Below are 13,589 nucleotides of genomic sequence, written 5' to 3'. Positions count from 1 at the left end.
CCGCTGGTCCCTTATGAAGGGTTATGGAATCCTGCGAATAAGTGAGCATTCAAGAGATATAACAATCACACTGAGGGAGTTTATGCGAAAATATTCACAAACCCTCACATTTATCTATTATCATTTTAACATAAATTTTCCAATTAATTTTCAAAATGTTAGGGACTACTTTTCGACCATCTGGCCCTATTCACATAGAAAGGGCGCAATTCTTATTACAGAATTACGCCTGATTGTTGAAAATAGAATCGATAGGAATTAGGTACTATAAGGCAGCAGCTCGCTTTTTGCACTAACGCAGATTACCTCGTTACCTTAATACCCTTTCTTTCATAAATATGAAAATAGTAGTTATATGGGTTTTTGTCATTCATAACCCCTTTTTCAATAGATACTTCTTTCCATTCATCGAGATTAACCTTCGGAAAAAATGTATCTCCTTTGAATTCATGATGAATTTTTGTAATATACATCTTTTCAACATAAGGCATGAACATATTATAAATGTGTTCTCCCCCAAAAATGAAAATCTCTTCCTCATCTTTACCTAGCCCAAAAACATCTTCTATTGAATGGGCAATTTCACAACCTTCAAAGTTAAAATTCCTGTCTCTTGTTAAAATAATATTCCTTCTGTTAGGTAATGCCCTTCCAATTGACTCAAGATTCTTTCTACCCAATATGATTGGATGTCCCAGTGTAGTATTTTTAACATACTCCCAATCCTTAGGAATTCTCCATGGAATGTCGTTCTCATTGCCAATTACTCTATTCTGATCCATCGCAACAATTAAAGAAACTTTCATAATGTAACACAGCCTTTTTTAACTATATTACCATGTAATTTTTATTTCTATTGAAATAATTGTTTGTTCCACTAATGCCCCTATACACAAAGAAAAGACGCAATTCGTATTACAGATTTGCGTCTGATGCCGAAGACTGTATAAAATAGTGAACTTATTTAATTGGAATCCAGATTTCCGAGTATAAATCTGGACTATGGGGATCCTCATCCCTATATGATTCAAATTCTAGTGTACCTGCATGCTCATACCCAGTGGACGGGAACCATTCGGAGAAGATTTGTTTCCACGTATTTTGCATCGCAGCAGGCATTGGTTCATGCACTTCAAAAACCGCCCACTTGGAAGCAGGAATTTCTAATCCATACATCCCTTCTGGAACTTCCCCAGCGTACGAGGTTGCCACCCAATAATCAAATATATTAGTCTTTTTTTGCTCTTCACTGACTTCCCCACAAACACCTAAAACACCTTTTACTACCGCGTCATTCAGTTGGAATAGCAGATCGCTTGTTCCATTTTGATTGACTTCTTCCCAAAATTCGGGAATGCCTAATACGTTTTCTTCCTCTGCCACACAAGGAAATTCCCGCTTAATCCCAACAATTTGAAACGCATTCTTCTCGACTACACTATACTTCATTGGTTCTGCCCCTTTCAAGGTTACCTGGATTATCAGGCGGTTATAGGATTGTAGTTTCCCCTTTTTCTTTCGCGCTTCACTTGGAGTAACCCCGTGCTGTCTGCGGAAAGCCTTCGAAAAAGCCTCGGGAGTGTCATAGCCATATTTATTGGCAAGGTCAATAATCTTCACGCCTGTAGTCAGCAATTCTTCTCCTGCGAATGTTAATCGCCGCCTTCTTATATAGTCACCAATCGTAATTTCTGTCAAAACTGCAAACGTTCGTTGGAAATGAAAAGGTGACACATTGGCTTGTTTAGCAATACTGTCTATCGTAATATCCTCCAAAATATTTTTTTCCATGTATTCAATTGCCTTTTGTATTGTCTCCACCCATGCCATGGCTTTCAACTCCTTATTTTCATCTTAGCAACTTCTAAAGAACATATCCTGTCAATTTATGCTTTGTTGTGGCAGGTTCGATTCATTTAATGTAAAAAAGGACAGATTTAGTGCAATGTAACAAGGATTTAGGGGTTAATCTATCGCATTTATTTAAGCATGGTTGATCAAAGTTTTAAAACATGCTCTTACCATTTTCTTTTAGATAAAGGTATTGGCAATTATTTAATCAAACTTTTCAACAGCTACGACAAATCAATTACTCCACAATCTGGAATTATACACAAAGAAAGGACGCAACTCTTATTAAAGAATTGCGCCTGTTTGTTGAAGAAGAAACGTTTAGATTTGAAGTTTATCTTGACTAGAATATGAAACTTTTAAGAAACAGAAATCCATATATCAAAGCACCACAAATTACAATAAATAACCCTACCATTACAAATCCATAGAAAAAACCTTTACCCATTGAGAATAAGTCTAAGAACATATTCTTAAACGTACCAAGTACCTTATCCATAATCATCCTCCTCGTTACCAAATCATCGTTATCATAATTTTAGTTTAGAACTTAATCATCTTATTGAACAAAATTCTCCTTCGCCTCAACAGAACCAAAGGCTTTTTAAACTATTGCTTCCATTACTTGAATATGTTCATCTATTCCTTTTTGGATTTTACAAACTGTATAAACCAATATAATCCTATCCAAGGCAGTACATAACGAGTTGTCCATTCAATAAGACCAAAAATGTAATAAGAAGGGCGATACCCCATTGAATCCATAACAAAAGATACTACTAACAATCCTAATGTACCGTATAATAAATACTTCATTTATTTTCCTCTCCTTCTTGTGGTAAACTCCCCTTTAGTTTAAGTGAAATATTTCACAAACACTTATATTTTCTATTATCACTTTAACATAAATTTGCCAATTTATTCTCAAAATCTTGGGACCTACTCTTTAACAAAATGGCCCTATTAACAAAGAAATGGCGCAATCCATATTACAGAATTGCGCCTGATTGTTGAAGATTATTTTTATTGAATAGTATCGTTGTACTGTGGAGTAAAAGATGCAGTTGTAAATCACAGCTATTGTTCAACTATATCCACTTTTCTAGCCTTGGTTGAGATAAAACACTTTATATATTTATCTAATGGTCTACTTCCGCCAAAGTCATCTTCATATAGACCAGTTATGACAAAGCCAGCATTAATTTGTCCTTGAATTTGATCCTCTAATGTGTGCCCAAACTCAATCGGATTTTTTGCCTTAAGATATTCTTCAGATTCTCTTTCGGTTAAGTTGTCTAAAGAAGTTGATGGAATAGAGTTTTTAACAACCAAGTTACCCTTCATATCTTCTTTGTCATCAAAAATAAAAAGAAGAGGATTAGTGAACCCTGCAATTAAAACACCATTATCTTTTAGAACTCTTGATGCTTCTTTCCAAACAGGAGACAAATTTTCAACAAATAAATTAGATACTGGGTGAACTATAATATCAAACTGTTGATCATCAAAGAAATGTAAGTCTGTCATACTTCCTTGTATAGTTGTAATTTTAAGTCCATCTCTTTCAGAAACGAATTTATCTTGGTCTAATTGTTTTGCAGATAAATCAACAACTGTAACGTCAGCACCTGCTGCGGCTAATACTGGTCCTTGTTGACCCCCTCCAGATGCTAAACAAAGTATTTTCTGTCCCTCTAATGATTTGGGTAACCACTCTCTTGGAACATATTTTGTAGGCGTAGTCCTTATCCCCCAATACCCATCTTTACTCTTTTTAATTATTTCTTCATTAATAGGTTTGGTGTATACAGCACCATCTTCAACCTTCTTGTCCCAAGCATCGCTATTTTGCTTTAATGGATCCATTTAGTAGCCCCCTAATATGTTTTTTTAGTTTCCCTGCTTCATTACATTGAAATATATCTTCATGGCTCCCCTTACTTTAACAGTTATATTACCTATGATTTGAAGTAATTCAATTTTCAGAATTGTTTTTGGTGTTTTTTTTATGCTTGAATTTTAAGTTCATCTATCTTTAATTATATAACTTTATGTTTATGGCAAACTAAATATGTAGGGGACGGCAGTTAATTTATGAGGGCCCCGCGGGGCCCTCATAAATTAAAAAACGCCACTTGCTAACTTCTCAAAATAACTTTAAACTCCTCGTTGGACCAACAACGTTTGACAGGAGGATATTAGGAGATGTTAGAAGTGACTCAGATAGATTATATCAGACGCGAAGTGAATCAGAAAGGCAATAATTATTCCAGTGTAGCTACCAGGGTCGAAGTGGACCCACGTACAGTAAGGAAATATGCCAATCAAGAAGAGTTTCAAGTGAAGTTGCCACAAAAGAGGAAAGCAAGAGTGATGGATCCAGTGAAACCTATCATAGATAAATGGATTGGTGAAGATCTGAAGAAGAAAAGGAAGAATCATAGAACAGCTAAAAGAATGTATGAGCAGTTGGGGGAATTTCATAGTTTCAGAGGCTCCGAGAGATCTGTCCGTGACTATGTTTCGAAACGGAAAAAGGAGTTAAAAGATTATCAAGAAGGTGTAGCTCTACCACTAGAGTCTTTCCCAGGAACAGCTCAAGTGGACTTTGGTACAGCATCATTTAAGTACCAATCAAAAATCATTGATTTGCCATATTTGGTTGTGTCCTTCCCTTTTAGTAACACCTTTTATTTTCAAGTATTTCCTTCGGAAAATACAGAATGTTTACTTGAAGGATTACAACGTATATTTCGTCATATCGGTGGCGTTCCAACAACTATTCGATTCGATAACTTGTCACCTGCGGTCTCAAAAATCATGGGAAAAGGAGCACGGAAACTGACCGATACCTTCGAAAGGTTTGTCTTACACTACGGTTTCCGATATGAGTTTTGTAATCCAGGAAAGGGAAATGAAAAAGGGCACGTAGAAGCGATGGTTAAATACGTGCGGAACAATTTTCTTTTGCCTGAATGTACGGTGGCTAACTTAGATCACTTTAATAAGACGCTTTGGAATAAGGCAGAGGAAGACCGGCATCGCGTGCATTATAAGAAGCAGATACTTCAATCAGAGTTATATAAAGAAGACCAAAGTAAGTGGCTTCACCTTCCTGAGAAAGATTTTGAATGTGCTTATTACCAGGAAATGAAGGCTGATAAGTATGGCATTGTGAGTTTGGACAATAAGGAATATTCTACCTCTCCGAGGTTTGCGAAACAAAGAGTAAAAACACGTCTTACCTTTAATACTGTCGTGGTATTAAATGAAGACAATGAACCCATTGTCACGCATTCTCGGCTATATGGTGTGAAGCGAAAATCGATGATATGGCAGCCTTATCTTGAATTATTATCAAAACGTCCGAAAGCTATTAAATATTCAAGCTTATATGATCAATTCCCTTATGCTTGGTCTCAATACTTAAAAGATTGCACAGAAGAGGAACGGAAAATGGGGTTACGTTTACTAGCGAAACTCTTAAAAAATGATGATTTCACATTACTGAACAAAGCGCTCCAATTGGCTTCCTCTCATGGTCATCCTAGCGCAGATCAAATTAAGCACTGTTTTTATTCGTTAATGAATCAAGACCGTTCTCATATGGAAATTACTCCTCGTATGAAGGTGCCCGTCTTGCCCAACGCATCTCGCGGCCTTTCTCATTATGATGCCTTTTTTCAAGAAGGAGGTGATCGTAAATGAAAGAGCAAATCGAATCCTACGCCAAACAGTTGAAGCTTAGCTGGATTCGTGAACATTATCATGAAATTGAAGCTGAAAATAACCAAGAGTACTTATTGAAGCTATTTGAAATGGAAGCTAAAAATCGTGAAGAGCGAAAGATTAACTTACTATTAAACCAAGCTCAGTTGCCGAAAACAGGAACGTTGCCTTTTCAATGGGAGCATATACAAATTCCACAAGGAATTGATCAAGAAACGATATTAAATGGGGATTTTATTAAAGAGCAAGAAAACCTCATTTTATACGGAGGAGTTGGTACAGGGAAAACCTATTTGGCGGCATTGATATCCTTAAATGCCATACACAGGTTTGGCAGTCGGGTGAAGTTTTTTACAGTGGCAGCTTTAGTTAATAAGTTAATAGAAGTCAACCAACAAGGAACTCTTCCGAAGTTCATGAAGATGATTGAAAAGCTGGATCTTTTGGTGCTCGACGAATTAGGATATATCCCCTTAAATAAAGAAGGTGCAGAACTGTTATTTCAAGTGATATCTATGTGCTACGAAAACCGTAGTCTATTAATAACAACTAACCTTCAATTCGGTCAATGGAACCATGTTTTCGGTGATCCCATTCTAACAGAAGCCGTTATTGACCGATTGATTCATCATTCTCATTTATTAATGTTTACGGGAGAAAGCTTTCGATACAAAGAATCTTTATTACAACAATAACTAGAGACGGCAAGTGGCATGCATTTTTAATTGCCATTCCATACATTTTTTACTTGCCAAATACAAACTTTATCATCTTTAATCTCATCAAATGTGCAAACAGAAGAGGAGCATATGCAGGCATACTTCCCCCTTTAAAGATATTCATTACTGATTCTTTACTTCAATAACCAAAATAGCAATCCCTGTTTCTTCAAGAATTGCACCAGTTAGTTAAAGAAGGATAAAATAACGTTGACGTTGAATTATATATTAAATAATCAAGGGCATTTAATGGTTAAATCAAAAACTAAAGGAGTATTCTAATGAATAATATTTTTGAGGTCACGTATACAGATGAATTATTAAATCGTATCGAAAACTTAAACGTAAATTCACAATCAGAATGGGGAAAAATGGATGTCGCTCAAATGTTAGCTCATTGCTCGTCTTTCCAAGATATCGCAATGGGATATTCTTTACCCCCAAGAGGTTGGTTAGGGTTATTAGTAGGTCGATTTGCAAAACCCATTTTTTATAATGACAAACCTTTACCCCACAATATGTCTACTATTCCATCCATTGTAATTACAAGTAAAAAAGAATTTGAAATAGAAAGAGAAAAACTGAAACAAAAAATTATTACATTTCAAAAGAATGGACCAGAGGCTTGTACAGGTCATCCACATCCTTTTTTCGGAAAATTCACTTCCGAACAATGGGGAAAAGGAATCTACAAGCATCTTGACCACCATTTAAAACAATTTGGTGTTTAATGCAGGAGTTTAATTATACCGTACCATCTTAAAGTAACCTGCGTCGTTACTGTTAGTACATTTCACAAAGTAGGCTAAAAAGTGAAGACCTTTTGCTGCTCAGTATAAAGGCTACTACGTACTGACAGTTACTCCACAATCTGGTCCTATTCACAAAGAAAGGGCCAATTCTTATTACAGATTCGCGCCTGTTTGTTTAATAAGTATCTAAAGACAGTTAGAGTCCATTTAGCAATATTAAAAGGTATAATTTATTCCTCCACTGCCATCCCAAATTCCACGACTTTTACGGATATATAAAATTTGTCCAATATGATAAGCATTATGTAAATTGATATAAGTAAGGTTTTCAGAACACTTTTTTAGATGCGCCTCATCAGAACTCTCAATCACATTTTCCCAATCAGTCATAGTTTTAAATATTTGTTCAACAAGTATCGTCCAACTTGTTTTCTGCAAATCACTAAACGTTACCTTATTGTCCGATACATTAACATTATTGGCTATTCCTTTAAAACGATTTAATTCCAATTGATTATAAAAATACAGATGATTAACAATCTCCAGAATTGAGTTTGTAGAGTCTTTGCTTTTGCAAGAGGCTTGTTCAGAACTCAGACCTTCTAATGCAGTATTCAAAGAAACAAACCAAGTATCTCTATAATGACAAGCTCTAAATTGGTTCAATAAAAGTTCTTTTATATTCATTTTTTCCCTCCTATCTCGAATTCACATTACATTATAGACAAAAATTACGAAAATCTTCTTCAACAAATAGAGTTTAAGTGAAAAAATTCACAAACTATTAGTTTTTCTATTATCATATTAACATAAATTTTCCAATTTAATTTCAAATTATAAAGAACCTACTTCTTCAAAAAACAGGCCATATACACACAAAAAGAAAGGACGCAAATCTTATTACAGATTTGCGCCTGATTGTTGCAGAAAGAATTGATAAGAATTAGGTACTAAAAGTCAGCTTGCTTGTTGAACTAACGCCCTGTTAGTGCAACAACTAACATTGACAAATCATTAAATGATTCCCATCTAGGTCTTTAAAATTGAACCAATGATTATGTTCAATTTTTGTTATGATTTCAACATTTTTGCTTTTCATATATTGATAAGCTTGTTCTATATTATTTGTATTTAAATGAAAAGGTGGTGCTTTATAGGTATTTTCCTCTGAAAATATTTTGCTATCTAATACGATACCTGTTCCTTTCATAGGTAATACGTATAAATGACCAAATAAAATCTCACCATCTGCAGGTAACTCTAATATCTCACAATACCAGTCACGTGCTCTTTTAATGTCACTAACCGGAATAAATGTAGTTCCGATTTGATTTAAAATTGGTTTTGACTTCATAAAATCTCCCTCCTATTCACAATTATTTTACATAATTTTGGTTTCCTATCTGCTATTTTCCTTGTTGCATTAACCTACCTGTTTAGTGCCCTTACAGGAGCAACAGCTTGTTCAACTATTGCTTCAAAATTTAAACCAAGTTAAATTTCTTTTTATCAAATGACCGTACAAATAAAATTCCTGCGAGAACGTTCAAAATAACTTGAATTACAAGCCTGGAAATAAAACTAATTAAAAAATTATGAGGAAACAGGATTAACCAATATTGTGGGAACGAAAACTAATAAAATTAAAATAACTACAAAACTAAATTGTAACCAGTTAACCCTTACTTTCTTAGAAAACACTTTAATTACCCTTTTAGTCTCAATCAAAATGCCAAATACGAAATACAAAACACTTAATAAAATTGAATAAATTAAAATCCATTTAACATTGAAAAAATCAAGCATCTCTTTATATTTCGGAAAAATTAGGCTATTAGCATTAAGATAATATCAAATTATAATAGATAAGACCGTTGTTTTTTTCACATAAAACCCCTTCTTATTATTGAAGTAAGTTCCCCGTTAGCACCAAGGAGCAACAGTTTGTTGAACATCTTATTTACCTTTCTTTATCTCTTCAAGTAGTTCTATAATTCTTTTGCTTTGATTTGATTGCTCTTTCAGTTGCCCTACAATTGTATCTACACCTATAACAACAAGTAGTAATAAAATCCACATATAAATTCCCACATTAACAAATTTAATTACATTATTGTATAATAAATATTTCAGCCCTTCTGCAAGAATTCTCCCCTTTAGCATTCCTGTAGATCGTTATTTATCAGGTTTGATAAAAAAAGAGCTCCTCAGTAAAATGATTATAGACACGAACACAAATCATTCTAAGGAGGAAGCTCTAAATGAAGTATAAAATGCAATACAAACAAAATCAATTGATTGAAAGAATTTCAGACAGTCATCTCGTTGTTGGTGTTGATATTGCCCAACATATTCATGTGGCTCGTGCAGTGAATTTCCGCGGTATTGTTGTAGGTGATCCCCTATCCTTTGAAATAATGAGGTTGGATTTCATAGGTTAAAAGTGTGGATCAACGAGTTAAAACGTAAAAACAAATTACAATCAACGATCGTGGGGATGGAACCAACGGGACATTACTGGACCAATTTGTCTAAGTGGCTATTAAATCAAACCATTGAGGCTGTCACAGTCAACCCTCATTTAGTCAAACGTAATAAAGAAAATCGGGATAATACCCAATCCAAGAGTGATAAAAAAGATGCACTCGTCATCGCTGATATGGTCAAAAATGGCTATTATACCTTCATTCACAAGACGCCTGAATCCTTCGAAAAGCTCCAAGTATTGATGTCGAATCGAGACGTTGTTGTCAAACGACTGGTCAGTTCCGTGAACCAAATCAATCGCTGGGTAGATGTCGTCTTCCCTGAGTTGCGAGAAGTTTTCAAAAACGTGACATGTAAAGGAGCCATTGCGACACTTCGGTTATTTCCTACTCCAGGAGAACTTAAAAGCATATCTCCGGAAGACATTGTTCAAGGTTGGAGATCAACCATGAAGAGACAGCCTGGGTTCCAGAAAGCCCGTCTACTAAGTGAATTAGCTAAAGAATCTATCGGTAGCCAGACAGCAATCGATGCGTATACCTTTCACTTATCACAATTACTAGAGGAATACGATCTTGCTTCCATACAACTCGAAAGAGTGGAAAACGAAGTCACGGAGTGCTTGAACCAGATCCCTTTCGCTATGAAACTACTGGCCATGAAAGGTATTAGTAAAATCTCACTATCTGGCATATTAGGCGAAGCTGGTGATCTAAGTGGATTCGCTCATGGAAATGCTTTACTGCGACATGCAGGTTTACATCTAGTAGAAGCAAGCTCTGGTAAATGGAAAGGAAAGGTGGTGATCTCTAAACGAGGAAGGTCCCGCCTACGGCGCTTTCTTTACTTAGCAACCTTGAGTCTTGTCATGAACAACCCTGAGTTCAAAGATCTTCACTACAATAATATTCATGTCAAGAAAATGAAAGGGATGAAATCTATCATGAAATTGATCGGTAAACTGGCAAGAATATTGGTAAGCATGGCCCGTCGGAATGAATCCTATTGCCCAGAAAAAGTACAAGCCTCAACTTCTATAGCTGCATAATGACGAAGACAGATTATTTTATACCCTAATCACCTTTTAAAAATTTTGAATGTTGGCTTATTCGCAGGATCCAAAGAAAGCACGGAGTACTGGATGACTTAAACAAAAGGGCTATGACCCATACCTTTAGCAAAACCGGCCTCCACCCCTTGGATAGGCGTGACGAAGGAATGAGAGGGCTTATTTATAAGACCCGTTGAGACATGGGAGGGCTAGCCTCCAGGGGCGGCGTGGAGAATACGTGCAGAATATGGTAAAAAATGGAGTTTCATCTAACTCCTTTATTCAAGCACGCCTTCATGTAGCTTAAACCATCATCACTCATTCCAATCCTCCGCTGTTCCCTTATGAAGGGTTATGGAATCCTGCGAATAAGTGAGTATTCAAGAGATATAACAATCACACTGAGGGAGTTTAAGTGAAAAAAATTCACAAATTATTGGGTATTCTATAATCATATTAACATAAATTTAGCAATTTAATTTCAAATTTTAAAGAACCTACTTCTTCGACAATATGGCCCTATTCACAAAGAAAGGACGCAATTCTTATTACAGAATTGCGCCTGATTGTTGAAGATCATAGCTTAAACCTTATTCAAGATAAGCCCAGTTCATTTGAATAAGTTAAATACCCATGTCAGAATACAAATTTTTTAAAATTGAACTCTAAATAATACTCCTTGATATCAAATCTTTGCGGCGATACACACTTAATACGATTCCAATTAAAAACGCATTAAACAGAGTTGGCATCAATCCATAGCTGATAAAAGGCAAGGATATAGAGGTGATTGGGAATAAGCCTAGTATCATTCCAACATTATAAATGAACTGGACTACATAAAGCGTCATTCCACCAACAAGAAGTAATTTACCATAAGGGCCATTTATTTTATGGGATATGACCATCATCCTTGCTACAAAAAAGGAAAGAATCATAACAAGAATAATTGCAAACAAATACCCATAATAGTAAGTCAAACTTGCAAACACAAAATCAGTATGTGCAGCCTGAATGAACTCTATATTTCCAGTTGTACCAAACCACCCTGCTGAAGACATTAGCTCTTTTAAACGTAAATACATATAACCTGGACCATCTGCGTAATTTCCTGGCTTTAAAAACCCTAAAATTCTAGCCAACTGGTATTCCTTTACAGAGGACCAGAAAAATAATCCACCGATGATAGATAAACAAATTGGTACACCTGTAATCATCAGTGCCTTTTTCTTACCTAACTTACTCCACCAAAGCATAACGAATACCATCATGATATAGATAAAGGTTGTTGAGAGATTTGGTATAGTTAAAAATAGGTAAAAAGAAAATAGATACAAAATCCCAAGATGCCAAACTTTTAACCTACTGTTATTGAAAAATGAAGCCCAAGCTAGAAAAAAGAATGGTACGGCCATTAAGCATTCAATTGTAATGGGTCCAATTTTTATTAAAGGTTCTCCATTGATTGTAGTGTTTGGAAAATAGCTTATCATTGACAGGGTGAGTACTCCAATTATGTAAAACAGCCATCCAAGTCTCTCTAATTTCCGATAATCAATCATCATCATCCCAAAAGCTGTCGCAACACCTAGAATAACAAAAATCACTTTATTTTTTAGGAAGTGATTCACATCCATAAATCCTGCATCCCCAAGAGATACGATCGGCAAGAAACCTAGACCCATAACGGTCACTAATAAAATAATAATCATCCAATCAACCCTTGGCCGATGAAGTTTGTTCAGTTCCTGACCGATTTTGATTGGGCTTCCCATTTGTTGAACTGCTTTGTCTTCTGCATCTACCTCACTTAAACCTTTCTCTATCCATGTGTTCTTAGCTTTCTTCAAATGAAATGCTAATTCAGTTGCCACAAATTTCTTTGCTTCCTTTGATTTAATATGATTGGTGACTTCTTTTAAAAAGTTATTCCCTCTTTTTTTCAATTTTGTCTCACTCCTGTATCAATTCTTTTAATATAAATCGTTTCTTTGTAGAATTTTTTTCTGCCTTCCGTAATATCTTTTTTCCCTTATCATTTAATTGATAATATTTAGCTTCTGAATGATCCCAACTTGATTTGATAAGGTGATTCTTTTCTAGACGATGTAACAAGGTGTATAAAAAGCCTTCATTTCCTTCGAATTTTTGAATACCTCTCCCCCGTAATAGCTGTGCCAATTCGTATCCTGTTTTTTCATGAATGAGAAGTTGTAAAACTGCTAAAAAGATATCTTCTTCATTTTCGTATGGTTTATTGATTTTTTCGTATACCTGCTTACGATGCTGCTCTGAAAAATTCAATTGTTTAAAGGTTGTTTTATCCATTGATTTTCGTAGCCCTTTTAATCGATCTTCCATTTGATTATTCCTCCAATCCTTTCTTCAGAAGTTCCTTTGCTCTTCTAAGTCTAGTTTTAATAGTGTTTTCCTTCACTTCTATTACCATAGCAATATCTTTAATTGGCAATTCTTCAAAATAAAAGAGATAGATCACTTCTCGATATTTTATTGGTAAGTTCATTACTGCAGAAGCCAGCCTATGATCCTCATCATTTTGAATAACAGTCTGTTCAACACTTTCTTTTTGAATCCCAGTATACGAAGATTCATTTTCTGTAACGATTACCTTTTTGTTATACCAACTTTTTATATAGTCCTTACAATGATTAATTGCAATTCTCCACAACCATGTTCTTAACTTTGATTTTCCCTTGTATGTATGAAGAGATTTGTAACATTTAACAAATATATCTTGGGTTAAGTCCTCAGCGACTTCTTTATTATTTACATATGAATAAACAAGCTGTAAGATCTCCTGTCCATACTTGTTCATTATCTCACCTATAAGTTCTTCCTTATCTTCTATTTCAAACACCTCTGCTGTTAATTCATCCACATCAGTTCCTCCTTCCCATTTATTAGACGACGTACTCCATTGAAAAGTTTTTTAAATATTCTTAAAAGAAAAACGGCTGGCAATAGCCATACCGTTTGTTT

General features: G+C 35.1%; 14 protein-coding genes and 1 pseudogene. 4 read left to right on the top strand and 11 right to left on the bottom strand.

Annotated elements, in window-relative coordinates:
* Positions 1–302: 302 nt before the first annotated feature.
* The 5 genes from dfr to CEF18_RS22850 form a co-directional block, all read right to left on the bottom strand.
* Positions 303–806: a DfrD/DfrG/DfrK family trimethoprim-resistant dihydrofolate reductase gene (gene dfr, locus CEF18_RS22860; RefSeq protein WP_110938780.1), complete on the bottom strand. Its 504-nt coding sequence runs from the start codon at positions 804–806 to the stop codon at positions 303–305.
* A gap of 154 nt (positions 807–960) precedes the next feature.
* On the bottom strand, positions 961–1,830 hold the full coding sequence (locus CEF18_RS22855) for an AraC family transcriptional regulator (protein WP_110938779.1): 870 nt from the start codon (positions 1,828–1,830) through the stop codon (positions 961–963).
* Positions 1,831–2,194: 364 nt separating this feature from the next.
* On the bottom strand, positions 2,195–2,350 hold the full coding sequence (locus tag CEF18_RS26190) for a hypothetical protein (protein WP_183041273.1): 156 nt from the start codon (positions 2,348–2,350) through the stop codon (positions 2,195–2,197).
* A 140-nt stretch (positions 2,351–2,490) separates the two neighbouring features.
* Positions 2,491–2,667, bottom strand: coding sequence for a hypothetical protein (locus CEF18_RS26185; protein WP_183041272.1), 177 nt, complete (start codon positions 2,665–2,667; stop codon positions 2,491–2,493).
* A 261-nt stretch (positions 2,668–2,928) separates the two neighbouring features.
* Positions 2,929–3,717: a class I SAM-dependent methyltransferase gene (locus CEF18_RS22850; protein WP_110935625.1), complete on the bottom strand. Its 789-nt coding sequence runs from the start codon at positions 3,715–3,717 to the stop codon at positions 2,929–2,931.
* A gap of 339 nt (positions 3,718–4,056) precedes the next feature.
* Here CEF18_RS22850 and istA point away from each other — a divergent pair, with 339 nt between their 5' ends.
* The 3 genes from istA (at position 4,057) to CEF18_RS22835 (ending at position 7,030) form a co-directional block, all read left to right on the top strand.
* On the top strand, positions 4,057–5,559 hold the full coding sequence (istA, locus tag CEF18_RS22845; protein WP_110937832.1) for an IS21 family transposase: 1,503 nt from the start codon (positions 4,057–4,059) through the stop codon (positions 5,557–5,559).
* Positions 5,556–6,275: an IS21-like element helper ATPase IstB gene (gene istB, locus CEF18_RS22840; protein WP_110937831.1), complete on the top strand. Its 720-nt coding sequence runs from the start codon at positions 5,556–5,558 to the stop codon at positions 6,273–6,275. The genes istA and istB overlap by 4 nt, the downstream gene beginning before the upstream one ends.
* Positions 6,276–6,580: 305 nt before the next feature.
* On the top strand, positions 6,581–7,030 hold the full coding sequence (locus CEF18_RS22835) for a DUF1569 domain-containing protein (protein ID WP_110935624.1): 450 nt from the start codon (positions 6,581–6,583) through the stop codon (positions 7,028–7,030).
* A 237-nt stretch (positions 7,031–7,267) separates the two neighbouring features.
* On the opposite strand, the gene CEF18_RS22830 is transcribed toward CEF18_RS22835, so the two are convergent.
* From CEF18_RS22830 to CEF18_RS26910, 3 genes are all read right to left on the bottom strand, one after another.
* Positions 7,268–7,738: a DinB family protein gene (locus CEF18_RS22830; RefSeq protein WP_110938778.1), complete on the bottom strand. Its 471-nt coding sequence runs from the start codon at positions 7,736–7,738 to the stop codon at positions 7,268–7,270.
* A 310-nt stretch (positions 7,739–8,048) separates the two neighbouring features.
* Positions 8,049–8,405 carry a VOC family protein gene (locus CEF18_RS22825; RefSeq protein WP_110938777.1) on the bottom strand — a complete coding sequence of 119 codons (357 nt, stop codon included), beginning with the start codon at positions 8,403–8,405 and terminating at the stop codon, positions 8,049–8,051.
* A gap of 602 nt (positions 8,406–9,007) precedes the next feature.
* Complete coding sequence (locus CEF18_RS26910; RefSeq protein WP_259458017.1) at positions 9,008–9,130, bottom strand: hypothetical protein; 123 nt, start codon at positions 9,128–9,130, stop codon at positions 9,008–9,010.
* Positions 9,131–9,312: 182 nt separating this feature from the next.
* Here CEF18_RS26910 and CEF18_RS22820 point away from each other — a divergent pair.
* Positions 9,313–10,586: pseudogene (locus tag CEF18_RS22820) on the top strand (IS110 family RNA-guided transposase).
* A gap of 668 nt (positions 10,587–11,254) precedes the next feature.
* On the opposite strand, the gene CEF18_RS22815 reads toward CEF18_RS22820, so the two are convergent.
* The 3 genes from CEF18_RS22815 to CEF18_RS22805 are packed head-to-tail and all read right to left on the bottom strand — an operon-like array spanning position 11,255 to position 13,488.
* On the bottom strand, positions 11,255–12,535 hold the full coding sequence (locus CEF18_RS22815) for an FtsW/RodA/SpoVE family cell cycle protein (protein ID WP_110938776.1): 1,281 nt from the start codon (positions 12,533–12,535) through the stop codon (positions 11,255–11,257).
* A 7-nt stretch (positions 12,536–12,542) separates the two neighbouring features.
* Positions 12,543–12,950, bottom strand: a complete 408-nt coding sequence (locus CEF18_RS22810) for a PadR family transcriptional regulator (protein WP_110938775.1) — start codon at positions 12,948–12,950, stop codon at positions 12,543–12,545.
* Between the two features lie 4 nt (positions 12,951–12,954).
* Positions 12,955–13,488: a sigma-70 family RNA polymerase sigma factor gene (locus tag CEF18_RS22805; protein WP_110938774.1), complete on the bottom strand. Its 534-nt coding sequence runs from the start codon at positions 13,486–13,488 to the stop codon at positions 12,955–12,957.
* Between the last annotated feature and the right edge of the window lie 101 nt (positions 13,489–13,589).

Source organism: Salipaludibacillus neizhouensis (assembly GCF_002886185.1).
Classification (GTDB): Bacteria; Bacillota; Bacilli; order Bacillales; family Salisediminibacteriaceae; genus Salipaludibacillus; species Salipaludibacillus neizhouensis.
This window is presented reverse-complemented; position numbering and strand designations above follow the sequence as displayed.